Below are 24,190 nucleotides of genomic sequence, written 5' to 3'. Positions count from 1 at the left end.
TTATCAGGCGGATAAACCTTCAATTCCGGCAGATAGTCGTTGTTGAACATTCGGGTGTAAGCCAAAAATGCCTTCACAGGCGACGCACCAAAACAGGGGAGATTTTCATGCGTTCTATGCTTCTGGCCTTGCTGGCCGCAACAGCGCTTGCCACATCGGCTCAGGCCAAAGATGTGACCGTTGCTGTCACCGCTATCGTGGAACATCCGGCACTTGATGCTGCGCGTGATGGCGTTAAGGATGCGCTGGCTGCGGCTGGCTTCAAAGAAGGTGAAAATCTTACCTTCATCTATCAGTCAGCACAGGGCAATCCGGCAACCGCCGCACAGATCGCGCGTCAGTTTGTTGGTGATGGCCCGGACGTAATTGTTCCAATTTCCACACCATCAGCGCAGGCCGTTGTTTCCGCAACGCGGGATATTCCGATTGTCTTCACTGCGGTTTCCGATCCGGTTGGCGCGCAGCTCGTCAAGGACATGGCAAAGCCGGGCGGCAACGTCACTGGCCTTTCCGACATGTCGCCGGTTGTTGAGCATATCAAGCTCATCAAGGAAGTGATGCCGAACATCAAGAAGCTCGGTTATCTCTACAATTCCGGCGAAACCAATTCTGTTTCGCTGCTGGAAGCACTGAAGGCTGCGGCTGCGGCTGAAGACATCGAAATCGTTGAATCGGCCGCCACCAAGTCGGCAGAAGTTCAGGGCGCAGCGCGTGCGCTCGTTGGTCGTGCGGATGCGATGTATGTTCCAACCGACAACACCATTGTTTCGGCTCTTGAAAGCGCCGTCGGTGTTGCCGAAGAAAGCAAGTTGCCGCTCTTCACCGCTGATACGGACTCTGTGAAGCGCGGTGCGCTGGCTGCTCTTGGCTTCAACTATTACGATGTCGGCAAGCAGACCGGTGAAAAGGTCGTGGCCATTCTTAACGGCGAAAAGCCGGGCGATATTCCGGTTGAAATCGCCAAGGGTACAGATCTCGTCATCAATCTTGGTGCAGCCAAGAAGATGGGCGTTGAGCTCCCGCAGGCTGTGATCGACCGCGCCACCAGCAAGATCGACTGATTGCGATCCATATTGTAGATACAAAGGGCGGGAATTTATCCCGCCCTTTTGTTTAAAACCTGTCGAGTTTCTGAAATGCCCGCAATTTGCATTCTTCCAGCCGATGATAACACCAATGGCTGGAGCAAAATCCTCAGCGCTCGCACCCCGAATGTATCGCTGAAAGGCGACATCAAGGCTGATTGGATCGTGCTTGGTGCGGGTTATGCGGGTGTGGCTGCGGCGCGACGGCTCGCGGAGAACCGCCCCAATGATCAAATCGCGCTGATCGATGCGCAAGAGGTCGGCAAAGGCACATCAGGCCGTGCAGCGGGCTTTGCGATTGATCTGCCACATAATGTCAGCTCATCGATGGAAGAACTGGCAAAGTCCCACAGCTACCGCGCATTGGCGCGTGCGGCCATTGATCATCTCAAACAGCAAATCGATCAGCATGGAATCGACTGCGACTGGCGACAGGACGGCAAGTTTCACGCAGCCGTCTCCGATCAGGGGATGCGTGAAGTTTTGGAGCCGACGGTTAAAGAACTCGAACGTCTCAAAGAACCGTTTGACTGGCTGGAAGGCGATGCGCTCACCCAAAGGCTTGGCACAAGTCATTTCAAGGCAGCGATTTTCACGTATGGCACATCGCTGTTAAACCCGGCTGCTCTGGTGCGCGGCCTTGCCGATAGCCTGCCAGACAATGTGACGCTTTATGAAAACTCCGCTGTCACCAAAATCGATTATGGCGAGCGTATCCTGATCACCACTGCGCATGGCAGCGTTCAGGCACCGGCAATGATCCTGACCGTCAATGGGTTTGGGGAACAATTCGGCTTCTTCAGACGAAAACTGCTGAATTTCGCCGCGCATGCGAGCCTCAGCCGCACGCTGACCGATGCTGAATACAAAGCCATCGGCGAAGTTGCACCATGGGGTCTCACGCCTGCCAATTCCTTTGCTGGCATCACCATGCGTCTGACATCGGACCGGCGCATATTGGTTCGGCAGAATGTACACTTTTGCCCGTCGCTTCGTCAGTCAGATACGCGCCGTGAAACCATCAAGCGGGAACACAAATGCCTGTTTGATGCGCGTTTCCCGATGCTGGCTGGTGTCGATATGGAACATACATGGACAGGCTTTATCTGCCTGTCACGCAATGGCGCACCGGGTTTTGGGCAGATTGCAAAGAATGTTTTTACATCGCTGTGCCAGAATGGTGTCGGCATCACCAAGGGAACTATCGGTGGCATTCTCGCAGCCGACATGGCCTGTGACATCGACAATCCACTGATTGATGACATGTTGAAACTTGGATCCCCGACCGAACTTCCGCCACGGCCTTTCCTTGATATTGGCGTGCGTGCGCGTTTCGCATGGGAGTTGTGGCGCGCGCGCGGAGAAGTGTAAGCTGAAATAAGCGGCCAAAATGTTGTAACAAGCCCACAGAACGCGGCTTTTCAGCGCCTTTCCATCGATAATGCTTGCGTGTTGAAACTTTTGAGTTGTATCGCAAAAGATAACTAGCCAGAACAGTCGCAATCAATGCGATTGCGCATGAAAACCGGGGAATGGTTTCGGAAGATATAAGCCTTCGAAACGAACTCAAACCAAAACCGGTCGTGATTGAAACAGGCCTGCGGGCATGAGTGGCAGAAGTCATCATGCTTGAAGGCCAATGAATAGTGTGTGCCGCAAGGCCATATTCATGTTCAGTCACGGCAAAGAACAAGGAATCTCAATGTGAGTCAGATCGCCTTCTGGGGTGCGGTCGAATTGGGCCTCGTCTTCTCTTTTGTTGCTATCGGCGTCTATCTGGCTTTCCGCGTGCTTGATTTTCCCGATCTGACCGTGGATGGCTCGTTTCCGCTCGGTGCAGCTGTAACCGGCGTTCTGATCCTTGCTGGCTGGAACCCTTGGCTGTCTGCCGGTGTTGCAATGATTGCGGGATCGATTGCCGGTCTTGTGACTGCAACGCTGAATGTGCGCTTCAAGATTCTCAACCTTCTGGCATCCATTCTGACGATGATTGCGCTGTTCTCGGTCAATCTGCGTATTATGGGACGCCCGAATATCGCGCTGATCAATCAGGATACCATGCTGTCGCCATTCTTCGGTCATGGCATTCCTGAATATTACGTGCGCCCGGCTTTCCTTTTCGTGCTGGTGGCAATCACGGTTTTCCTCGTCTGGCGCTTCCTTGAAAGCGACATGGGCCTTGCCATGCGGGCAACCGGTGCCAACCCGAAAATGGCGCGTGCGCAAGGCGTACGCACTGACCGACAGATCTATCTCGGCATGGCGCTCTCGAACGCGCTGGTGGCGCTTGGTGGCTCGCTTTTTGCCCAGACAAACGGCTTTGCGGACGTAACCTCTGGCGTTGGTACAATCGTGGTTGGTCTTGCTGCCGTAATCATCGGTGAAACATTGCTGCGTTCGCGTCTGATTCTCGTGATCCTGATCGGCTGTGTGCTTGGCTCGATTATCTATCGTATCGCTATTCAGCTTGCGCTTTCCAATGGCAGCATTGTGGGCCTTCAGGCTTCCGATCTTAACATTGCAACGGCACTTCTCGTTACCTTCGCACTGATATTGCCACGCCTTCGCCGTGGAGGAGCATCATCATGATCGAAGTCTCCAATCTAGACGTTATCTTCGGTCGTGGAACACCGCTTGAAAAGCAGGTGCTCAACAAGATCAACCTGACGATGGAACAGGGTTCGTTCGTTACTGTGATTGGTTCCAACGGTGCTGGCAAATCGACTATGCTCGGCGTGCTGGCAGGTGATGTTATCCCGACCGCTGGCAAGGTGGTGATCAGCGGGCAGGACGTGACCCGCAAATCAACCGCAGAGCGGGCCGGTCTTGTGGCCCGCGTGTTTCAGGATCCGCTTGCTGGCAGCTGTGGAACACTGACGATTGAGGAAAATCTGGCGCTGGCTGCATCGCGTGGAACACGCCGTGGCCTGACCCATGCGCTCAATTCCAAGCGCCGTGAGTGGTTCCGCGAACGCGTGGCAAGCCTCAATCTTGGCCTCGAAAACCGCATGCAGGATCGCATGGAGCTTCTCTCCGGCGGTCAGCGTCAGGCACTTTCGCTGATTATGGCGACCCTTGCTGGTTCAGAAGTGCTGCTGCTTGATGAACATACCGCAGCACTTGATCCGGGCATGGCAGAATTTGTCATGGAACTGACCCGTACGCTGATTACTGAGAACAAGCTTACAGCGCTCATGGTCACGCATTCCATGCGTCAGGCGCTTGATTATGGCGACCGCACGATCATGTTGCATGGCGGCAAGATCCTGCTTGATGTGACGGGCGACAAGCGCAAGACGCTCAGCGTTGAAGACCTCATCGAAATGTTCCGCAAGGTGCGTGGACAGACGCTTGATGATGATGCTTTGCTGATCGAATAGCGTTGCAAACAGCTTTGTTCACAGCCGCCGCTCAGTTTGACCGGCGGCTGTTTTGTTTGAATGAGAATTGCGCTAGTACATCCTCTATGGCGCAGAAGAAAGCACACGAAGTAGATCAATTTCTCAGCAAACCGAGCAGCTCGTTTCCGGTTGTGTTGCTCTATGGGCCTGATAAGGGGCTGGTGAACGAACGTGCGCGTCGCTATGCAAAGGCGACAAAATTGCCGCTCGATGATCCCTTTGCTGTTATTCGTATGGAAGCAGACGAAATCGATGCTGATCCGGCAAAGCTTGCCGATGAAGCGCGCACAATTTCAATGTTTGGCGGCGAGCGGCTCATCTGGATCAAGAATGCTGGTGGACAAAAGAAGCTTGCCGAAGCTGTGAAACTTCTGGCGACCGAGCCGCCGCGTGAAACCTATATTCTGGTCGAAGCTGGCGATCTCAAAAAAGGCGTTGGTCTGCGCGGCGCGGTTGAAAATGCACCAGCTGGCATGGCCTTGCCTTGCTATTCAGATGATGCACGCGGCATTGATGGTGTTATCGACGATGTGCTGGCCGAATGGAAAATACAGATCACCATGGATGGCCGTCAGCTGCTGCGCGCGAGTCTTGGCGGTGATCGGTTGGCCACGCGTGGCGAGCTGGAAAAGCTTTGCCTCTATGCGCGGGGCAAGGAGCGCATCGACATAGATGATGTGCGTGAAGCCGTGGGCGATGTTGCAGGACTTTCTACGGACGAAGTCGTGGATGCGGTTCTGACGGGCGATTTACGCCGTTTTGAGACAACATTTGACCGCGTTGTGAAATCGGGAACTGCTCCTTTCCTGGTGCTCAATACCGCCGCGCGTCAGTTCCAGCAGATTCAGACGCTACGTCATATCGCAGACACCGAGCGTAAAAGTGCTTCTGTCGTAGTCGCTTCAGCGCGTCCGCCGGTATTCTTTAATCGAAAGAAGCTGATTGAAAATGCGGTCAGTCGATGGAATGCCGAAAGCCTTTCGCGCGTCATGGAGCGCCTGCAACGCGCAGTCCTTGAAAGCCGTCAAAATGCGGCTCTCTCAATCCCAATCATCCGCCAGTGCCTGCTTGCAATCTCGGTGGAAGCTGTGAAACTATCGCGGCGATAAATAAATGGCTGAAAGTTGATTGAATCTCTTTATAGCTAACTCTGGATGATCAAGAACATCGGCCTGATCTGCGAGGCGAAAAATATCCGCATAATGCAGAATGCTGCGTGCCGATTGCATTCCGGCGGGCATGGTGAAATGGCTTTGGTGTCCGTTGAGCCAGGCAAGGAATACAACGCCAGCTTTGTAATATTGCGTCGGTGCTTCAAAGATTTTGCGTGACAGCGGCACAGTTGGCTCGATGATCGCGCGAAAGCGGGAATTGTCGCCGTCGGCGAGGGCGGCAAGGGCGCTTGAAGCCTGTGGTGCTACGGCGTCAAAGATGCCAAGCAGCGCATGGCTGTGCTTGTTTCCATCGCCTTCGATCAATGGCGCATAGTTGAAATCATCGCCCGTGAAACAGAGAACGCCATCCGGCAGGCGGTTGCGAAGCGCGATCTCGTAGCGTTCTTCGAGCAGCGAAATCTTGATGCCTTCAACCTTGTCGCGATTGGTCTCTATAATGCCGATGACCGTATCAAGCGCGTCTTCAAACGTGTCTGAACCCCAATAGCCTTTGAGTTGTTGGTCGAACATATCTCCGAGCCAATGCAGAATGACCTTTTCGCGGGCATGGGTGAGAATATGGCCATAGACCCTGGCATAATCCTCTGGCGAGCGGGCGATGCGGGCGAGTGCGCGGCTGGCCATCAGAATGAAACGGCCGCCGTGTTTTTCGATGAATTCAGCCTGGGTTTCATAAGCCCTAATCACGTCGTCAAGGCTTTTTGCCTTAGACGGATCAAGATGGTCAGTGCCAGCGCCACAGGCGAGATCAGCACCTGCTACGGTCTTGCTTTCTGCCAGTGAGCGGCGGATCAGCTCCTGCGCGCCAGCCCAGCTAAGCCCCATGCCGCGTTGCGAGGTGTCCATCGCTTCCGCAATCTGAAAGCCGAGGCTCCAGAGGTGATGGCGGAAAGCCATAGTCGCATCCCAATCAATCGCCGGATTGTTCCACGGATTGCTGTCTTTGAGCGGGTCTGAAACCACATGCGCTGCCGCATAGGCAATGCGGTTGAATCGGGGGGGAGATGCTGGGCGCGGTGTCGGGGTGCCGATCAAGCGATAGGGTTTTATGCTGCCGTCAGCGCATGGTAGGCTCAGCATATTTTCCGATAATGCGCTCATATCACTCCTCCGGCTCCAGGACGAATTGAATATTTTAGATCGTTCCAAATTTCAAGAGAGTGCTTAGAAAATGAAATTTCGAAACCTGATTTTGCGTTTTAGCTTGCAAAACACCGCAAAAATTGAGGCAAACCGATGTTGAGAATATGGCAATTTCGTGTTTATTAAAAAAGTTGACAAATTTGGAACGTTCCAATTAACTTACCGCAGCAGGAGACAGATATGAGCAAGAGCAGCATTACGGTTATCGATATTGCACGTGAAGCAGGCGTGTCGAAGTCGACCGTATCGCTGGTTTTGCGTGACAGTCCTCTGGTTCATGCCGAGACCCGGGCGAAGGTTCAGGAAGCGATCGAGAAGCTCGGCTATGTCTATAATCGCTCGGCCGCCAATCTCCGGCAGTCGAAATCGAAGATCATCGGGCTTGTGGTCAATGATCTGACCAACAGCTTCTTTGCCGAGCTTGCGGTGGGTGTTGATCGTGTCATGCAATCGGCAGGTTATGTGCAGTTTCTCGCCAATACAGCGGAAAGCATTGACCGCCAGCGCGAAGTGATTGCCTCGATGCGTGAGCATGGCATTGCCGGGCTGATCGTTTCGCCCGCGCGTGGCACCGAGGCTGGTGATCTGAAACCATTGGCAAAAAGTGGCCTGCCTGTTGTGCAGATGGTGCGCGATGTGCCGGGGTCGGGTGTGTCGTCGATTGTTTCGGATAATCGTGGCGGCGTGGCAAAGGCGGTTGAACATTTGGTGTCGCTGGGGCATCGCGTAATCGCTTTCATCGGCGGCTATGCGGATACCGCTGTTTTTGCTGAGAGAGTTGCGGGCTATCGTGCGGGGCTTGAGCAGGCGGACATCGTGTTTGATGATGCGCTGGTCTTCACCTCAGCCCCCTCGCGTGCTGGCGGTGTTGAAGCCGTTGAGCGCGTGTTGCGGCACAGCATGAAGCCGACGGCAGCGGTGTGTTTCAATGATGCTGTGGCTTTTGGCGTTTGTGATGGTTTGCGCGGCGCTCAACTGGAGCCGGGCCGGGATTTCGCTGTGGTTGGTTTTGACGATGTGATCGAAGCAAAGACCACTGTTCCGGCACTCACAACTGTTGCTGTTGATCCGCAAGGTTTGGGAGAACGTGCGGCGCAGCTTTTGCTGAAACAGATCAATTCGGAACGGGTGGAGGCGGAGGCGCAGCGTTTGGCGGTACGTCTTGCCGTGCGTGCAAGTTGTGGTGCGCCGTTCAAAAATGAGGAGAAATTCGCATGGCAAAGTGGGGACTTATAGGCGCAAGCACCATTGCAAAAGAATGGATGATCGGAGCCATTCGCGCGACCGGTGGCGAAGTCGTTTCGGTTTACAGCACCAATGCTGAACGCGGTGAAAACTATGCTCGCGAAAACGGTATAGCCCGCTCTGTGACAAGCCTTGATGCACTGTTGAATGATCCCGAAATTGACGCTGTTTATATCTCCACCACCAATGAATTGCATCGTGATCAGGCGATTGCAGCCGCAAAAGCAGGCAAGCATATTCTGTGCGAAAAGCCGCTGGCTCTGACGATTGGCGACGCGCATCAGATGCTAAAAGCTGTGCGCGAAGCGGGCGTTGTGGCGGGCACAAATCATCACTTGCGCAATGCTGCAAGCCACCGCGCCATGCGTGATGCGATCGCTCAAGGCAAGATCGGCAAGGTGCTTGGCGCGCGGGTTTTTCATGCGGTTTATCTGCCGCCGCATTTGCAAGGCTGGCGCATTGAACGCCCTGATGCGGGCGGTGGTGTGATCCTCGATATTACCGTGCATGATGCCGATACATTACGCTTTGTGCTGGGTGAAGACCCGGTCGAAGCTGTGGCTTTCAGCCAGCAGGGTGGCTTAAGCGGCGCAGGGCTGGAAGACGGTGTGATGGGTGTGCTGCGCTTCTCCTCCGGCGCGATTGCTCAGTTCCACGATGCATTCACCACCAAATATGCGGAAACCGGCTTTGAAGTGCATGGACATGAAGGCTCGCTGATTGCACGCAATGTCATGATGCAGAAGCCGGTGGGAACCGTCATTCTGCGTGACAAGAATGGCGAGCACGAATTGCAGCTCGACCAGAAGAATCTCTACGAAACCGCCTTGCGGGCTTTCCATAACGCCATCGCAGGTAAAGGCCAGCCTTCCGCAACTCTGGAGGATGGAATTTGGTCGCTGGCGACCGGGCTTGCCGTGCTTGAGGCTGCAAAGACCGGTAAGGCAACCGCTGTTCATTCAGGACTTTGAAAATTATGAGCAAACATATTTCATTTGCGGAAGCAGCATCCCTTATTCCCGACAACGCTGTCGTTTCGGTTTCTTCATCGAGTGGCCTCGGCTGTCCGGATATGATGCTGAAAGCCATTGGCGAGCGTTTTGATGAAACCGGTCATCCCCAGAATATCACCACGCTGCACCCGATCGCTGCGGGCGATATGAGCGGTATCAAGGGTGTTGATTATATCGCTAAAAAGGGACTTTTGAAGAAGATCATCGGCGGGTCCTATCCGTCGGGACCATCGAGTGCTGAGCCGCCGCTGATCTGGCAAATGATCACCAATAATGAGATTCCAGCCTATAATATTCCATCAGGTATCCTGTTTGATATGCATCGCGAGGCAGCGGCGAAGCGCCCTGGAGTGCTGACCAAGGTGGGGCTTGATACTTTCGTTGATCCCAAGCGCCAGGGCACTGCGATGAACGAGAAAGCAACGCAAGAACCGGTCGTGAAACATGTTAGTTTTGAAGGTGAGGACTGGCTCTATTTCCCCAATATCGTGCCGCATGTCACGATCATTCGCGCCACCACTGCCGATGAACGCGGCAATCTCACCTATGAACATGAGGGCGCATATCTTGGTGGGCTGGATCAGGCGCTGGCTGCGCGCAACAATGGCGGCATTGTCATTGCGCAGGTGAAGCGCATTGCCAAGGAAGGTACAATGAAACCACATGATGTGCGCGTGCCGGGCGTTCTGGTTGACTATATCGTCGTTGATCCCGACCAGAAGCAGACAACGCAGACACTTTACGATCCGGCAATTTCCGGCGAGATTTTCCGTCCGCTCGATACATTCCGCTTACCGGAGTTCAATATTCAGAAGGCGATTGCGCGGCGTGTGGCGCAGGAGTTGCAAGCAGGTAGTGCGGTCAATTTGGGCTTTGGCATTTCTGCCAATGTGCCGCGCATATTGTTGGAAGAGGGCCTGCATGGTGCAGTGACCTGGGTGATCGAGCAGGGGGCTGTTGGTGGCGTGCCGCTTCTCGACTTCGCCTTTGGCTGCGCGTCGAATGCAGATGCCTATATGCCGTCACCCTATCAGTTTACCTATTTTCAGGGCGCAGGCTTCGACGCATCGCTTCTGTCCTTCCTTGAGATCGGACGCGACGGCTCGGTCAACGTATCGAAGCTGTCATTCCGTCCGCATGTGACGGCTGGTGCAGGCGGTTTTGTCGATATTACTGCAAGGGCTAAGAAGATTGTCTTCTCGGGCATGTTTAATGCAGGGGCGAAATTGTCGGTCGCTGACGGTAAGCTGGTGATCGAGAAGGAAGGTAAGCTTAAAAAGCTCGTTGATGAGGTTGAGCATGTTACTTTCTCAGGTCCGCGTGGTGTCGAACAGGGGCAGGATATCACCTATGTCACCGAACGCGCGGTTTTGAAGCTCACGCCGGAAGGGATTGTTCTCACCGAGATTGCGCCGGGTGTGGATTTGCAGACGCATATTCTGGACCAGGCTGAGTTTCCGCTGATTGTTTCGGATCAGCTTAAACGCATGGATGAGGCACTGTTCCGTGATGAGCCGATTGGTTTGACGCTGCCGCAAAAGCCTGCGCGAAAGCTGGAGGCATAAATGGTTCAACGGATAGACATCTCGATTGAGGACCACATCGCTGTCATGATGATCCAGCGGCCTGAAAAGCTCAACGCATTTGATATCGAGCTTTTGCAGGAATTGTCGGCTGCCTGTGATCAAGTGGAAGGCGATGGCTCGGTGCGGGTTGCGATCCTGACCGGTGAGGGCAAAGCCTTTTCCGCCGGCGGCGACATCAAGGCGTGGGGCGGCATGGAACCAGCAGAGTTCGGCCATGCATGGGTGCGCTATGGTCATCGTGTGTTCGAGCGGCTTGCGACTTTGCGGGTGCCGCTCATCGCAGCGATGAACGGTCATGCACTGGGCGGCGGTCTGGAACTGGCAGGTGCCGCTGATATCCGCATTGTCGAACGGCAGGCAAAAATCGGCCTGCCGGAAACCTCGCTTGGTATGATCCCCGGCTGGTCGGGTACGCAGCGTTTGGTGCGCCGTTTCGGTGCGCAGATCGTGCGCCGCATGGTGCTGGGCGGTGAAATGTTCACAGCCGATGAGGCGCTGTCGCACGGGCTGGTCGATGCTGTGGTGGAGACGGGTGCAGCTCTGCAGGCCGCGCAGGACTATGCGACGCGGGTGGCCAAGCGCGGACCCGCTGCGCTGGAAATTTCCAAACTGATGCTGTCGGTCGCCAATGGCGAGGATAATGGCACGGCAGTCGAGGCGCTGGGTTCCATTCTGGTCGCCAAGACCGGCGATCTGAAAGAAGGCGTGCGCTCGTTTACCGAAAAGCGCGAAGCAAATTTTGAAGGAAAATGGTGATGAGCGTAGTCGTAAAACCGCAGCCGCTGAATGGGCTGGAAGTGCGTGAATTCTCGATGCTGATTGATGGCAAATGGGTTAGCAGCCAAAGCGGTGAAACAATTGAACGTGTCGCGCCCGGCCATGGCGTCACGGTAAGCCGCTATCCTGCTGGCAATAAGGCCGATGTGGAACGCGCGGTTGCGAGCGCGCGTAAGGCTTTCGATGACGGGCGCTGGTCGTCTAAAACCGCATCGCAACGTTCGCTGATCTTGTTGAAAGCCGAGGATCTGATTGAAGCGCGGGCAGAGGAACTTGCTTATCTCGATGCAATTGAAGCGGGTAAGCCGATTTCTCAAGTGCGCGGCGAGATTGCAGGGTCGGTAGACATTTGGCGCTATGCGGCAGCACTGGCGCGTGATCTGCATGGTGAGAGCTACAATAATCTGGGCGATGGGACGCTTGGTGTCGTGCTGCGCGAGGCGATTGGCGTTGTCTCGATCATTACGCCGTGGAATTTCCCGTTCCTGATCGTGGGACAAAAGCTGCCATTTGCGCTTGCTGCGGGTTGTACGGCATTGGTGAAACCATCGGAACTGACGTCTGGTTCGACTTTGTTGCTTGGTGAAATTCTGGCTGAAGCAGGCGTCCCTGACGGTGTCGTCAACATCATCACCGGAACGGGCGCTGATGTCGGCCAGCATATGAGCACGCATCCAGATGTGGACATGGTGTCGTTTACCGGCTCCACAGGGGTGGGTAAGCTGACCATGGCCAATGCCGCGCAAACGCTGAAAAAAGTATCGCTGGAGCTTGGCGGTAAAAACCCGCAAATCCTGTTCCCGGATGCGGATATGGATGCCTTTATCGATGCAGCCGTTTTCGGAGCATGGTTCAATGCGGGCGAGTGCTGTAATGCTGGTTCGCGGCTGATCGTGCATCGCTCGATTGTCGATGAGATTGTTGGGCGCGTTGCTGATCTTTCGAAAAAGGTGATCGTCGGCGATCCCCTCGATGTTAGTACGCAGGTGGGCGCGATCATCACGCCGCAGCATTTGAGCAAGGTTGGCACCTATGTCGATCAGGCCAAAAAGGCGGGCGCTGCAATTGCCCATGGCGGCGATGTGCTGGATCTCGGCCTTGGCCAATATATGGGGCCGACCATCATTGCAGGCGTGAAAGCCGACATGGTCGTGGCGCGTGAAGAAGTATTCGGGCCGGTTCTGTCGGTGCTGTCTTTTGATACGGTGGATGAGGCGATCTCCATTGCCAACGCGGTTGATTATGGCTTGTCGGCTGGCGTGTGGAGCCGCGATTTCGATACCTGCATGACCATTGGCCGCAAGGTGCGGGCTGGCACAGTCTGGATGAACACTTTCATGGATGGCACGCCGGAACTGCCTTTTGGCGGTTATCGCCAGTCGGGTCTGGGCCGCGAATTGGGTCGTCATGCGGTGGAGGATTACACGGAAACCAAGACGCTCAATATGCATATCGGTGCGCGTACCGGCTGGTGGATGCCGCAAGCAAAATAAGGAGTGACGGCTTTGGGAGGACAGCCGGATATTGTCATTATCGGATCAGGCATCGGCGGCGCAACGATGGCCGCTGGTCTGGCCGCGTCTGGTGCAGATATTCTCATTCTGGAGGCGGGCGAGCATTTGCCGGACAGACCCGAAAACCGCGACCCACGCGCCATTTTCCAGCGTGGTTTCTTTCGCCCGAAAGAGTTCTGGTATGAGACGGATGGTACGCCGTTTAATCCCGGAAATTATTACAATGTCGGCGGCAATTCCAAATTCTATGGCGCAGTGCTGGTGCGCTATCGGCGCGAGGATTTTGAGGAGCTTGCGCATCTGGAAGGCGTGTCTCCGGCGTGGCCCTTCGCCTATGATGAGCTTGAGCCCTGGTATTGCAAGGCGGAAGAGCTTTTTCAGGTGCGCGGTGAATTGGGCGATGACCCGACAGAACCCTATCATTCAAAGCCCTATTCGTATCCGGCTATCCGTGATGAAAGCCCGATTGCAGATCTGCGTGCGCGGCTGAAGAAGGCGGGGTTGCATCCGGCTTCCTTGCCATTGGGTGTTGATATTGAACGCTGGCTGGCGAAGGCCAAAACGCCGTGGGACGCGCATCCCAACAGCAATGATGGCAAGATGGATGCGGAAACTTGTCCGTTAGCATTTGCGCTCAAACATCCAAATGTCCGGCTTGAAACTTCGGCGCGGGTAACGAAGCTGGAAACCGGGCCCGATGGTAAAACCATCTTGGCAGTTCACTATGTGAAGAATGGCGAGGCGCTGGTCCTACGTCCAAAGCTCGTCATTCTTTCAGCGGGAGCGGTGCAGTCGGCTGCGCTTTTGCTGCGTTCGGGACTGGCGAACCGTTCCGATCAGGTCGGTCGCAATTTTATGAACCACAATTCGAGCGCGGTGATCGGATTTGATCCGCGCTATCGCAATGACAGCGTCTACCAGAAGACCTTTGGCTTCAATGATTACTATCTCAGCGATGGGGCAGGTGGGCCGCCGCTTGGCAATGTGCAATTGCTGGGGCGGGTGTCGGGTGCGATCCTGAAAGCCAATATGCGTCAGGTGCCGGAATGGATGCTGAACCGCATTGCCGGGCATACGATTGATTTTTATGCGATGAGCGAAGACCTACCATCGCCGGAAAGTCGCGTGAGCGTCGATGGCGATCGCATCATTTTGCATTGGGTGCGTTCTAACTGGAAGGCGCATCTGATGCTGGTTGATAAGCTTAAATCCGCGCTGCGTGCAGCAGGATTTCCGGTGGTGCTTTCGCGGGCGTTCGACAGGCGAACACCATCGCACCAATGCGGCACGGTGCGCATTGGCAATGATTGCGCGACAGCGCCGCTTGATCCCTATTGCCGTGCTTATGACCATCCCAATCTCTATGTGGTTGATGCATCGTTTCTGCCGACATCGGCGGCGGTTAATCCTGCGCTGACGATTGCGGCGCAGGCTCTGCGCGTTGCTGATCACATTCATGCGGAGGCACTGGCATGAACCGTCAAAGACCTGTGGCACTTGTGACTGGCGGGCGGCGTGGTGTCGGGCTTGGCATTGCCCGCGCTTTAGCCGCCAAAGGGTTTGATCTGGCGATTACCGACCGTGAACGTGATGAGGCGGTTATCCAAGAATTGCGCGGGCTTGGGGGAAGGGTGGCTTTCTTTGAAAGCGACCTGGCATCTATCGAAACGCACGAAGCGACGGTTGAAGCCGTTGTGAATGAGCTTGGAGGCATCGATTGTCTGGTCAACAATGCAGGTATGGGTTCGGTCGAGCGCGGGGATTTTCTCGGGCTGAAACCTGAGAATTTCGACACGATTATTGATGTGAACCTGCGCGGTACTGTGTTTTTTACGCAAGCGGTGGTGAAATCCATGCTGGCGGTGACGGATGTGCGTTTTCCGCGCAGTATCGTGACGATCAGTTCGGTTTCGTCGGTGATGACTTCACCTGAAAGGCTTGATTACTGCATCAGCAAAGCGGGGCTGACAGCCTTCGTGCAGGGGCTTGCTCTGCGCCTCGCCGAAGTACGGATCGGCGTGTTCGAAGTACGTCCCGGTATCATCCGCACCGATATGACAGCGCGTGTTGCCGAGCGTTATGACGGACTGATCGAAGGTGGTCTGGTGCCGATGAAACGCTGGGGCGAGGCAGGCGATGTCGGCGCTATTGTGGCCGGGCTTGCCGGTGGTGATTTCATTTTTGCGACGGGCTCGGCGATCAATGCCGATGGTGGCCTGTCGATTGCGAAGCTTTAGTTTCTCGGGAGGAGAAACGCATGACGTATGACTATATCATCGTTGGCGGCGGACCTGCCGGTTGCGTTCTCGCCAATCGTCTGAGCGAAGATGCAGCGATCAAAGTGCTGTTGCTGGAAGCAGGTGGAAGCGACTGGAATCCGCTGTTTCACATGCCTGCCGGTTTTGCAAAGATGACCAAGGGTGTGGCGAGCTGGGGCTGGGAAACCGTTCCGCAGAAGCATCTCAAAAACCGTGTGTTGCGCTATACGCAGGCAAAAGTCATTGGCGGCGGCTCCAGCATCAATGCGCAGATTTATACACGCGGCAATGCAGCCGATTATGATCTATGGGCTACTGAGGACGGCTGTACCGGCTGGGACTATCGTCATGTGTTGCCCTATTTCAAACGCGCTGAAGACAATCAACGTTTTAACGATGATTTTCACTCCTATGGCGGGCCGCTTGGCGTTTCGATGCCTTCCGCACCATTGCCGATTTGCGACGCCTATATCCGGGCGGGTCAAGAGCTCAGCATTCCGTATAACCCGGACTTCAATGGTCGTGAGCAGGCAGGCGTCGGCTTTTATCAGCTCACCCAGCGCAATCGCCGCCGCTCGTCAGCATCCCTTGCCTATCTCGCAACGATCAGGGATCGCAAGAACCTTACCGTGCGGATGAATGCGCCGGTGCGCAGTATCGATCTGGAAAAGACTCTCGTCACCGGCGTAACACTGATGAACGGCGAGGTTTTGCGCGCAAACCGTGAGGTGATTGTCTCGTCCGGTGCTATCGGCTCGCCGAAGCTTCTGCTGCAATCGGGTATCGGCCCTGCTGACCATCTTAAAAAGGCTGGCGTGAATGTGAGGCACGATCTGCCGGGTGTGGGTGAGAACATGCAGGATCACCTCGATCTGTTTGTTATTGCCGAATGCACAGGCGATCACACCTATGATGGCGTGGCAAAGTTGCATCGGACGCTGGGCGCTGGCCTGCAATATATCTTTCTGCGCTCTGGTCCGGTGGCGTCCAGCCTCTTTGAAACCGGCGGCTTCTGGTATGCTGATCCGGATGCCCGCTCACCGGATATTCAGTTTCATCTGGGTCTTGGTTCGGGCATTGAAGCTGGCGTCGAGAAGCTCAAGAATGCAGGCGTGACGCTTAATTCTGCTTATCTGCATCCGCGTTCGCGTGGAACCGTGCGGCTGGCTTCCAATGATCCGGTTGCAGCACCCCTGATCGACCCGAATTACTGGAGTGATCCGCATGACCGCAAGATGTCGCTTGAAGGTCTGAAGATCGCGCGCGAAATTATGAGCCAGGATGCATTGAAACCTTACGTGATGGCCGAGCGTCTGCCGGGGCCAAAGGTCGTCAGTGACGATGATCTGTTTGACTATGCCTGCGCCAATGCCAAGACCGATCATCATCCGGTCGGCACCTGCAGGATGGGGGCGGATGCGATGGCCGTTGTCGATCTGGATCTTAAAGTGCGCGGTCTTGAAGGTCTGCGGGTGTGCGACAGCTCGATCATGCCGCGCGTTCCCTCGTGCAACACCAATGCACCGACCATCATGGTCGGCGAAAAGGGTGCGGATATTATTCGCGGTCTCGACCCGCTACCGCCTATTGTATTTTCATGGGAGAAAAACGAACACAAGCGGCGTGAAGATCGCTGAGGTGTCGTTTGATATGATAGTAATATTTAATTCTTATTAGAAAAATGTTATTTTTACATATCATACATAAACTCTGATCCTATTAAGAAAGATCGAGATCCTTTCGTCATATATCTGAATTCATTACCATCATGTGTTAATGATCCTGCCGGAAATTGGTTGTTTCTTGTCGATTGAAATTTGATAGAGTTATTTATAATTTCACTTCTTGGGACGACTTTGGTTTCGGCCATATTATATGTAACTGGCATTTTGTATCGATAAGAAATTCTTTTTCCCAAACTTAAAGCGTGTTCGTGAGTTTTTTCCTCATTTAGGAAAGATTGTATAAAATTCGATGAACTTGGCACTTTTTCTATTAAATTTATGCGGTCGAAGTTTGTTTCATTTTTAAAATGGTCAATACGATTGAAAAGCCCAGATGATACGCCTTCTATGTTGAGAGAATTATTATGTAAATTAATTCTCATAAACACTAAATCATCTTCAACTATATTTAATCTTATTTTCCCTTCTATCTCATCAGTAAATGAATAACTAAATTCGGACTGAAGAAAATATTGATCCTTATCTAGAATTTTTACATTTATTTTATTGTCTTGTTCAAAATTTTCATTTTTTCGACTGTATAAAACACTTGGAAAATGATCACTTGTTTGAAGATCTAGTGGTAAAATATGTCTAATATTCGATGGAATTTTCCTGGAATTTATTCCTTCTATCAACGACTTGTATGACATGTTGAGCAGAGATTTCTCTCGATCTATTGATGGAATATACCAATTATCTAGAATTCTGTTAGTCATGATAAATCCTTATGAAAGATTCCGCTTATAATATTTACCAGAATGGTGAAATTCACCTGCTATTCTTTACAGAATATTGGGTTTGTGGCAGTGCTTGAAAAAGTATTCAGAAAAGAATGTACGTTAATTCGGGAGGGGTTGAATGAGTGGGTTTGCGGTCGTCACCGGTGGCAGCACAGGCATTGGCAGGCATCTGGTCTCGGCATTTGCCGAAGCAGGTTACACTGTGGCTTTCAGCTATCTTGGCGATGAAGACGCTGCAGAGACACTCATGGAAGAGATTGAGCTTTCAGGTGGTCAGGCGCTGGGTGTCGCTTGTGATGTCGGCGTTGGAAGTGACGTTGACGCTTTTTTTGACGAGGTTTGCAGTTGGTATGGTGATGCGCCGGACGTGCTCGTTAACAATGCTGGAATTCAGGCCTGGGCATCATTGCTCGAACTTTCCGAAGATGATTGGGACGATGTTATTCGCACCAATATGAAGGGCTGTTTCCTGAATACACAAGCGGCAGCCAGACGCATGGTTGATGTTGGTAAAGCGGGTTCGATCATCAATATAGGCTCGGGTTGCAACAAGCTGGCTTTTCCCAATCTGGTTTCTTACACGGCGTCAAAAGGCGGGATTGAACAATTCACCAAGGTTTCGGCGGTAGAACTCGGACCGAAGGGCATCCGGGTCAATTGCGTCGCACCGGGCGCTATTCTCAACGAGCGCACGATGCAAGAACAGCCAGATTATGCGGCAAGCTGGAGCCGGATTACTCCATTGCGACGCGTTGGTTCTGCCGAGGATATATCAGGGCCGGTGTTGTTTCTAGCATCGGATGCCGCCGGCTTCGTGACCGGGCAGACACTGTGGGTGGATGGCGGCGTGTTTTCACAAGCCAACTGGGCTTATGACAGATGAAACAATAAAACCGATGGGTTATTTGGGCATCCTTAGATGCTCAGCATAGCCGAACAACATCAAGTTGTTTTCTGAATACTTCCCGATTTTTTCTAAATTGTAATTATTGAGGGAAACTTATGGTTTCTCTCGCCTTCTGGGTGCTGGAATTTAAAAAAACACTAATTTACAACGTTTTTCAGAATCGTAATCCCCCTTTTTAAGTGTGTGAGGTTGTTATAATTACCGAAACAAATAAGCTTGTTTGGACAATCATGATTAAAACGATGTCCATAGCTGGCATTACAATAGGCTTTGTTTGGGTATTCGTATTTTTATACATCGGCCATTTTTGGCTCGTATTTTTTCTTTTGTCTCTCGGAGTATTCGCAATATTTGGTATAATTTTAGCCAAATATGGATATTACTCGTCTGCTTTAATAATAAATCAATTGAGTATTTTAACTTTTATAGTTATTTATTGTATTTTTTTTGATTTTCCAACGGAAAAGTTTTCCAGAACAACCCATCAATATATACCTATCGTATTTATTGTTGGATTTGTGAATTATATCAGATTTAAATCAAAATTACAATTATTGGTTATGATATTATCGCTAATATTATACATGTTTTTTATGATTAATTTTAGTTTATCTACTAAATATGACGTTCTTCCTGATCATATAAGGCATAGTAGTGAGTGGATAAATGCGATTTTAAGTGTTTCACTGTTTTCAGCTGCTGTTTTTCTTCTCAAAAATGAATTTGAGGAAGATGGAAGGCTTAAAAAGCAAATTCAGAGTGCGATAGTCGATGATGAACTTGAATTGTTCTACCAGCCTCAGGTCAACTCAGATCGCGATATCATTGGTGTTGAGGCGTTGTTGCGCTGGAGGCACTCTGAGCGAGGATATGTTGCGCCCAATGATTTCCTTCCTGCCGCTCAAAGACTGGGATTAATGCCGCGAATTGGCGGTTGGGTTTTGAACGAATGTTCGAAGACATTGGCCGAGTGGCAGAACAGACCCGGTTTCCAAAGACTTCATATTTCAATGAATATCACAGCTGATCACGTGCTTCTGGATAATTTCCATGAAATTATTATGGATACAATATTGGCTTACGACGTGAATTCGAAGTTATTGCGTTTAGAAATTACTGAAAGCGCATTTATAAATGACTTTATCAAAGTGGAAAAAAATTTACGTAAGCTGAAAGAGAATGGATTTTATATTTCAATTGATGATTTTGGTACGGGATATTCATCTCTTAGCTATATTAAAAGACTTCCAATAAACCAGATTAAGATAGACAGAAGCTTCGTTGCGGATGTTTCGAGCAGCCTCCACGGCGCTGCACTTGCAAAAAATATTATAAGAATGGGCAAGGATCTTGGTATGGATGTTTTAGCAGAGGGGATAGAAAATAAGGATCAGTTCGAATTTATGAAGGTAAATGGCTGTAATGAATTTCAAGGTTTTTATTACGGTAAACCTATGAACAAGAATGATTTTGAGGCGCTCTTTTCGCGTCGGCAAAACGGAGCATAAAATCAGCTCTGATATTTGCAATGCACCTGCACAAGAATTGGGTAAATGGTGATCCCGACTGGATTCGAACCAGTGGCCTCAAGATTAGGAATCTTGCGCTCTATCCTACTGAGCTACGGGACCAGCACCATCAAAGCCCTGCTTGCGCTGAGCATTTTCCGACACATACTGTTTTTCATGGCTTTCGCCAACCCCGCAAAAAGCGGGGCAGGCGCATTTATTTGCATATTGCGTTTCAGGCGGCGAGGGCGGTTTCAATCACCGACACGAAATAACTCACGCCATAAGGAATGGCTTCGTCATTGAAGTCGTAAGCGGGATGATGCAGGCCCGGTGTGTCGCCATTGCCAAGGAAGATATAAGCGCCGGGACGCGCTTCCAGCATATAGGAAAAATCCTCCGCAGCCATCATCGGGGCCACATCGGTTTTCACCTTGCCTTCGCCAGCGACATTTTTTGCAACGCGGGCGGCAAAATCGGTCTGGTCATCGTGGTTGTACGTAACCGGATAATTATTCTTGTAGCGAACGGTGATTTCCGCACCAGTTACAGCCGCGATACCAGCCGCTGCATCGCGAATGCGCTTTTCGGCATAGGCGCGCGTTTCTTTGCTGAGCGTGCGCACCGTGCCCGAAAGTTTTGCTGTTTCCGGAATGACGTTATAGGCTTCGCCAGCGTTGAATTTCGTGACCGAAATCACGAGCGAATCGAGCGGGTCGATATTGCGCGAAACGACGCTCTGTATGGCGATATGCAGTTGTGAACCGGCTAGGATCGGATCAATTGTGCGGTGTGGCTGTGCTGCGTGGCCACCGCGTCCTTTGATTAAAAAATCGAATTCATCGGTGGCTGCCATGATCGGGCCTTTGCACATAGCAAACTGGCCGACCGGCAGGCTTGGAAGATTATGCACGCCATAGACTTCCGTAATACCGAAACGGTCCATCACGCCGTCCTGAACCATGGCGAGTGCACCTGCGCCACCTTCTTCGGCTGGCTGGAAAAGCAGGACAGCAGAGCCACGGAAATTGCGGGTTTCAGCGAGATATTGCGCTGCACCCAATAGCATTGCCGTGTGACCATCATGACCGCAGGAATGCGCTTTACCCGGATTTTTGGAGGCCCATTCGACGCCGCTGGTCTCGTTAATCGGCAGTGCATCCATATCGGCGCGCAGACCAATCGCCGGACCCTCTCCGTGACGACCTTTGATGACGGCGACAACACCGCTGCGACCAATGCCGGTTTCGACCAGATCACAACCAAAAGACTTCAGCTTTTCTTCGACAAATCGTGCGGTTTCGTGAACGTCATAAAGCAGTTCAGGGTTCTGATGCAGATGACGGCGCCATGCGGCGATCTCCGCTTGAGTTTCGACGACACGATTAAGCACTGGCATTTCAAAAATATCCTGAGATTCTTTATGTACAGAAGTTGTCAGGATATGACGTTTCGGTGAAAGCGGGCAATCCCTATTTGCCTTTTGATTGCCACATGGCATAGATAACAGAAAGTAAATTCTTCTTTTTGATTGATGTATTCGCAAGCGGTTATCGTTCTTGCTGATTGGAACTACGAATGATCTCGAAGTCGTTGAAAATCCTTTGTGCAGCCGCGGCTCTTTCAGCCCTGGCTTTGTCGAGCGCTCTGGCGAACCCATCAATTGCTGTCGATGTGGCCACCGGTAAGGTTTATTCGGCTCAGGATCCATTTCAGCGCTGGTATCCGGCGTCGCTCACCAAGATGATGACGGCTTATGTTACATTTCGGGCGCTCCAGTCGGGACAGTTGACGCTTGAGTCACCGGTCAAGATGACCGTCAATGCTTCCAAAGAGCCGCCAAGCAAGATGGGCTATCGCCCTGGTTCGGTGCTGACGCTGGATAACGCGCTGAAAATCATGCTGGTCAAGTCGGCCAATGACGTATCGGTTGCCGTTGCAGAAGCGGTTGGCGGCAGCGAGGCTGCTTTCGTCAAGCGCATGAATGCAGAAGCGCAGCGCCTTGGCATGAGTGGAACCCATTTCGCTAATCCGAACGGTTTGCATGATCCCAATAATTATTCGACTGCGCATGATCTGGCGGTGCTTGGCGTGCAGCTGCGTCGTGAGTTCCCGCAATATGCGCATTATTTCAATACGGAAGCAATTGATGCGGGTGATGGTAAGAAGCCACAGGCCAATTACAACATTCTGCTTGGTCGTTTCGACGGCGCGGACGGTATGAAAACCGGCTTTGTCTGTGCATCCGGCTTTAATCTGGCCAGTTCCGCAACGCGTCAGGGCCGGACAATTCTGGCTGTGGTTCTGGGGGCCGATCGTCAGGAAACCCGCGCAGTTCAGGCAGCGCAGCTGATGACCGATGCTTTCCGCTCCAATGGTGCCGGTGTGCCGACGCTTGGCAACATGGTGCCGCCCGCAAGCAGCGCGGTTCATCAGGCCGTGGATATGCGCAAAACCATTTGCAGCCAGCAGGCTATGGCTGATCGCTGGGATGGTCGCGATGTGGAAGGGCGGTTGCAGCTCAATTCGCCTTATATCCACGCGATGACCCGCGAGCCTGTGCCGGTTCAGGTCGGACTTGTTTCGGCTCCGCCGGCAAAGATCACCCGCGTTGGTCAGCTCGATATTTCGCAGGTTCCGGTGCCAATGCCACGTCCGCAGCGCACATCCGCTTCAATCAACTAAGATAGACCCATGCCGCATCCAATTCCTGTTTCCGTGCTGACCGGCTTTCTTGGGTCGGGCAAGACCACGCTGCTTAATCGCTTGCTCAAAGACCCGGCGCTGACCGATACGGCTGTGATCATCAATGAATTTGGTGAAGTCAGCATTGATCATCTGCTGGTTGAAGAAGCCAGCGAAGGGGTGATCGAACTTGCCGATGGTTGCCTGTGCTGCACGGTGCGCGGCGAGTTGGTGGATACGCTGGCCGATCTGATTGACCGTCTTCAGACGGGCAAGATCAAGGCATTGAAGCGGATAATCATCGAGACAACAGGTCTTGCCGATCCGGCTCCGGTGCTGCATTCGATTATGGGTCATCCGGTTCTGATTCAGGCGCTTCGTCTCGATGGCGTGCTGGCGACCGTTGATGCCGTCAATGGCATGGCGACGCTTGATAATCATGAGGAAGCGGTCAAGCAGGCGGCAATGGCTGATCGTATCATCATCACCAAAGCTGACATGCCGGAAGCGCAGGCAGGACTTGGAGCGCTCAAAGCGCGGCTGAAGCTGCTTAATCCGGGTGCGGATATTCTGGAAGCATCCGATACACGCACGGGCTATGCAGCTCTGTTTGAATGCGGGCTTTATAATCCTGAGACCAAAACGGCGGATGTGCAGCACTGGCTGAACGCCGAAGCCTATGAGGATGATCATCATCACGATCATTCGCACCATCATGACCATGGGCATGACCACAGCCATGACCATGATCATGTGTGCGGCCCTGATTGTGATCATGAGCATCACCATCACCATGGGCATCACCACCATCATCATGATGATGCGATCCGTTCATTCTCGCTGCGTCATAAGGAGCCGATTCCGTTCTCAACGTTTGAAATGTTTCTTGATCTGCTGCGTTCGACCCACGGCGAGAAGCTGCTGCGCGTGAAAGGCATCGTGCAGATTGCAGAAGACCCGGAGCGTCCGTTGGTCATTCATGGTGTGCAGAAGATTTTCCATCCCCCCGCACGTCTGCCAAAATGGCCCAAGGATGAGCATGAAACGCTTTTGGTGATGATCGTCAAGGATTTGCCGGAAGCCTATGTGCGTGAGCTTTTCGATGCATTTCTCGGCAAAGCGGGGATTGATCGTCCAGACCGTGCCGCGATGATGGATAATCCGCTGGCAATTCCCGGATTTTCGACGCGATAATTATTTTTTCTGAATGAGAAAACGGTGAAGGTTTTCATGGCGCTCTTGCGAAAGCAGAGCGTGACCTTCCTGTGTGCAGAAATGTGGAAGGTCAATGCCCGACAGCGGGTCGGTTGCTTCGACCCAAAGAAGCGCACCGGCTGGCATGTTTTGCAGGCGATTGCGTGTTTTTAAAACGGGAAGAGGGCATTTAAGCCCTCTCAAATCATAGACCGGAATGTCTTCACGCATT

Annotated in this window: 21 protein-coding genes and 1 tRNA gene; 17 read left to right on the top strand and 5 right to left on the bottom strand. The window is 52.6% G+C overall.

Features of this window, described 5'->3' with window-relative positions:
* The first annotated feature begins 107 nt into the window (after positions 1-107).
* From RI570_RS05995 to holA, 5 genes are all read left to right on the top strand, one after another.
* Positions 108-1,061 (top strand): ABC transporter substrate-binding protein, encoded by a 954-nt coding sequence (locus RI570_RS05995; RefSeq protein WP_313827489.1) that lies wholly within the window; start codon positions 108-110, stop codon positions 1,059-1,061.
* Between the two features lie 75 nt (positions 1,062-1,136).
* Entirely contained in the window at positions 1,137-2,456 is a 1,320-nt protein-coding gene (locus RI570_RS05990; RefSeq protein WP_313827488.1) for an FAD-dependent oxidoreductase, read from the top strand.
* A 333-nt stretch (positions 2,457-2,789) separates the two neighbouring features.
* On the top strand, positions 2,790-3,674 hold the full coding sequence (locus RI570_RS05985; RefSeq protein ID WP_310013062.1) for an ABC transporter permease: 885 nt from the start codon (positions 2,790-2,792) through the stop codon (positions 3,672-3,674).
* Complete coding sequence (locus tag RI570_RS05980; RefSeq protein WP_313827486.1) at positions 3,671-4,465, top strand: ABC transporter ATP-binding protein; 795 nt, start codon at positions 3,671-3,673, stop codon at positions 4,463-4,465. The genes RI570_RS05985 and RI570_RS05980 overlap by 4 nt, the downstream gene beginning before the upstream one ends.
* Before the next feature lie 86 nt (positions 4,466-4,551).
* Positions 4,552-5,595, top strand: coding sequence for a DNA polymerase III subunit delta (gene holA, locus RI570_RS05975; protein WP_313827485.1), 1,044 nt, complete (start codon positions 4,552-4,554; stop codon positions 5,593-5,595).
* Here the strand turns inward: holA and RI570_RS05970 are convergent.
* Positions 5,581-6,762, bottom strand: coding sequence for a dihydrodipicolinate synthase family protein (locus tag RI570_RS05970; RefSeq protein WP_313827484.1), 1,182 nt, complete (start codon positions 6,760-6,762; stop codon positions 5,581-5,583). The genes holA and RI570_RS05970 overlap by 15 nt on opposite strands.
* Positions 6,763-6,984: 222 nt before the next feature.
* Between RI570_RS05970 and RI570_RS05965 the strand changes: the two genes are divergently transcribed.
* The 8 genes from RI570_RS05965 to RI570_RS05930 are packed head-to-tail and all read left to right on the top strand — an operon-like array spanning position 6,985 to position 16,834.
* A complete protein-coding gene (locus tag RI570_RS05965; protein WP_313827483.1) occupies positions 6,985-8,040 on the top strand; it encodes a LacI family DNA-binding transcriptional regulator in 1,056 nt (351 codons plus the stop codon).
* Complete coding sequence (locus RI570_RS05960; protein ID WP_313827482.1) at positions 8,019-9,020, top strand: Gfo/Idh/MocA family oxidoreductase; 1,002 nt, start codon at positions 8,019-8,021, stop codon at positions 9,018-9,020. Before RI570_RS05965 ends, RI570_RS05960 begins: the two co-directional genes overlap by 22 nt.
* A 5-nt stretch (positions 9,021-9,025) precedes the next feature.
* Positions 9,026-10,627, top strand: a complete 1,602-nt coding sequence (locus RI570_RS05955; protein WP_313827481.1) for an acyl CoA:acetate/3-ketoacid CoA transferase — start codon at positions 9,026-9,028, stop codon at positions 10,625-10,627.
* Positions 10,628-11,404, top strand: coding sequence for an enoyl-CoA hydratase/isomerase family protein (locus RI570_RS05950; RefSeq protein ID WP_313827480.1), 777 nt, complete (start codon positions 10,628-10,630; stop codon positions 11,402-11,404).
* Positions 11,398-12,918 carry an aldehyde dehydrogenase family protein gene (locus RI570_RS05945; protein WP_313827479.1) on the top strand — a complete coding sequence of 507 codons (1,521 nt, stop codon included), beginning with the start codon at positions 11,398-11,400 and terminating at the stop codon, positions 12,916-12,918. The genes RI570_RS05950 and RI570_RS05945 overlap by 7 nt, the downstream gene beginning before the upstream one ends.
* Positions 12,919-12,930: 12 nt before the next feature.
* Positions 12,931-14,415: a GMC family oxidoreductase gene (locus tag RI570_RS05940; protein ID WP_313827478.1), complete on the top strand. Its 1,485-nt coding sequence runs from the start codon at positions 12,931-12,933 to the stop codon at positions 14,413-14,415.
* Positions 14,412-15,176 carry a 3-ketoacyl-ACP reductase gene (locus RI570_RS05935; protein ID WP_313827477.1) on the top strand — a complete coding sequence of 255 codons (765 nt, stop codon included), beginning with the start codon at positions 14,412-14,414 and terminating at the stop codon, positions 15,174-15,176. The genes RI570_RS05940 and RI570_RS05935 overlap by 4 nt, the downstream gene beginning before the upstream one ends.
* Before the next feature lie 20 nt (positions 15,177-15,196).
* On the top strand, positions 15,197-16,834 hold the full coding sequence (locus RI570_RS05930) for a GMC family oxidoreductase N-terminal domain-containing protein (RefSeq protein WP_313827476.1): 1,638 nt from the start codon (positions 15,197-15,199) through the stop codon (positions 16,832-16,834).
* Between the two features lie 53 nt (positions 16,835-16,887).
* Here RI570_RS05930 and RI570_RS05925 read toward each other — a convergent pair whose 3' ends face one another.
* Positions 16,888-17,640, bottom strand: a complete 753-nt coding sequence (locus tag RI570_RS05925; protein WP_313827475.1) for a hypothetical protein — start codon at positions 17,638-17,640, stop codon at positions 16,888-16,890.
* A 142-nt stretch (positions 17,641-17,782) separates the two neighbouring features.
* On the opposite strand from RI570_RS05925, the gene RI570_RS05920 reads away from it, so the two are divergent.
* Both RI570_RS05920 and RI570_RS05915 read left to right on the top strand, forming a co-directional pair.
* Positions 17,783-18,547, top strand: coding sequence for an SDR family NAD(P)-dependent oxidoreductase (locus RI570_RS05920; RefSeq protein ID WP_313827474.1), 765 nt, complete (start codon positions 17,783-17,785; stop codon positions 18,545-18,547).
* A 266-nt stretch (positions 18,548-18,813) separates the two neighbouring features.
* Positions 18,814-20,079: an EAL domain-containing protein gene (locus RI570_RS05915; protein ID WP_313827473.1), complete on the top strand. Its 1,266-nt coding sequence runs from the start codon at positions 18,814-18,816 to the stop codon at positions 20,077-20,079.
* Positions 20,080-20,125: 46 nt separating this feature from the next.
* Here the strand turns inward: RI570_RS05915 and RI570_RS05910 are convergent.
* Positions 20,126-20,202 (bottom strand) — tRNA-Arg (locus tag RI570_RS05910).
* A 112-nt stretch (positions 20,203-20,314) separates the two neighbouring features.
* On the bottom strand, positions 20,315-21,478 hold the full coding sequence (locus tag RI570_RS05905) for a M20 aminoacylase family protein (RefSeq protein WP_313827472.1): 1,164 nt from the start codon (positions 21,476-21,478) through the stop codon (positions 20,315-20,317).
* 179 nt (positions 21,479-21,657) lie between these two features.
* On the opposite strand from RI570_RS05905, the gene RI570_RS05900 reads away from it, so the two are divergent.
* Both RI570_RS05900 and RI570_RS05895 read left to right on the top strand, forming a co-directional pair.
* The gene (locus RI570_RS05900) at positions 21,658-22,764 is read left to right on the top strand and encodes a D-alanyl-D-alanine carboxypeptidase family protein (protein WP_313827471.1); all 1,107 of its coding nucleotides are present in this window, start codon (positions 21,658-21,660) and stop codon (positions 22,762-22,764) included.
* Between the two features lie 9 nt (positions 22,765-22,773).
* A complete protein-coding gene (locus RI570_RS05895) occupies positions 22,774-23,958 on the top strand; it encodes a GTP-binding protein (RefSeq protein WP_313827470.1) in 1,185 nt (394 codons plus the stop codon).
* On the opposite strand, the gene RI570_RS05890 is transcribed toward RI570_RS05895, so the two are convergent.
* Complete coding sequence (locus RI570_RS05890; RefSeq protein ID WP_313827469.1) at positions 23,959-24,189, bottom strand: sulfurtransferase TusA family protein; 231 nt, start codon at positions 24,187-24,189, stop codon at positions 23,959-23,961.
* Between the last annotated feature and the right edge of the window lies 1 nt (position 24,190).

It is taken from the genome of Brucella pseudogrignonensis, from assembly GCF_032190615.1.
GTDB classification, from domain to species: Bacteria; Pseudomonadota; Alphaproteobacteria; order Rhizobiales; family Rhizobiaceae; genus Brucella; species Brucella pseudogrignonensis_B.
Note: the sequence above shows the minus strand (reverse complement) of the source record. Positions and strands in the feature narration are given on the sequence as shown.

Excerpts from the sequence above, each read along its gene's own strand:
- RI570_RS05995 (WP_313827489.1), top strand. The coding sequence starts at position 108 with ATGCGTTCTATGCTTCTGGCCTTGCTGGCCGCAACAGCGCTTGCCACA.
- RI570_RS05990 (WP_313827488.1), top strand. The coding sequence starts at position 1,137 with ATGCCCGCAATTTGCATTCTTCCAGCCGATGATAACACCAATGGCTGG.
- RI570_RS05980 (WP_313827486.1), top strand. The coding sequence starts at position 3,671 with ATGATCGAAGTCTCCAATCTAGACGTTATCTTCGGTCGTGGAACACCG.
- holA (WP_313827485.1), top strand. The coding sequence starts at position 4,552 with ATGGCGCAGAAGAAAGCACACGAAGTAGATCAATTTCTCAGCAAACCG.
- RI570_RS05970 (WP_313827484.1), bottom strand. The coding sequence starts at position 6,762 with ATGAGCGCATTATCGGAAAATATGCTGAGCCTACCATGCGCTGACGGC.
- RI570_RS05965 (WP_313827483.1), top strand. The coding sequence starts at position 6,985 with ATGAGCAAGAGCAGCATTACGGTTATCGATATTGCACGTGAAGCAGGC.
- RI570_RS05960 (WP_313827482.1), top strand. The coding sequence starts at position 8,019 with ATGGCAAAGTGGGGACTTATAGGCGCAAGCACCATTGCAAAAGAATGG.
- RI570_RS05955 (WP_313827481.1), top strand. The coding sequence starts at position 9,026 with ATGAGCAAACATATTTCATTTGCGGAAGCAGCATCCCTTATTCCCGAC.
- RI570_RS05950 (WP_313827480.1), top strand. The coding sequence starts at position 10,628 with ATGGTTCAACGGATAGACATCTCGATTGAGGACCACATCGCTGTCATG.
- RI570_RS05945 (WP_313827479.1), top strand. The coding sequence starts at position 11,398 with ATGGTGATGAGCGTAGTCGTAAAACCGCAGCCGCTGAATGGGCTGGAA.
- RI570_RS05935 (WP_313827477.1), top strand. The coding sequence starts at position 14,412 with ATGAACCGTCAAAGACCTGTGGCACTTGTGACTGGCGGGCGGCGTGGT.
- RI570_RS05930 (WP_313827476.1), top strand. The coding sequence starts at position 15,197 with ATGACGTATGACTATATCATCGTTGGCGGCGGACCTGCCGGTTGCGTT.
- RI570_RS05925 (WP_313827475.1), bottom strand. The coding sequence starts at position 17,640 with ATGACTAACAGAATTCTAGATAATTGGTATATTCCATCAATAGATCGA.
- RI570_RS05920 (WP_313827474.1), top strand. The coding sequence starts at position 17,783 with ATGAGTGGGTTTGCGGTCGTCACCGGTGGCAGCACAGGCATTGGCAGG.
- RI570_RS05915 (WP_313827473.1), top strand. The coding sequence starts at position 18,814 with ATGTCCATAGCTGGCATTACAATAGGCTTTGTTTGGGTATTCGTATTT.
- RI570_RS05905 (WP_313827472.1), bottom strand. The coding sequence starts at position 21,478 with ATGCCAGTGCTTAATCGTGTCGTCGAAACTCAAGCGGAGATCGCCGCA.
- RI570_RS05900 (WP_313827471.1), top strand. The coding sequence starts at position 21,658 with ATGATCTCGAAGTCGTTGAAAATCCTTTGTGCAGCCGCGGCTCTTTCA.
- RI570_RS05895 (WP_313827470.1), top strand. The coding sequence starts at position 22,774 with ATGCCGCATCCAATTCCTGTTTCCGTGCTGACCGGCTTTCTTGGGTCG.
- RI570_RS05890 (WP_313827469.1), bottom strand. The coding sequence starts at position 24,189 with ATGCGTGAAGACATTCCGGTCTATGATTTGAGAGGGCTTAAATGCCCT.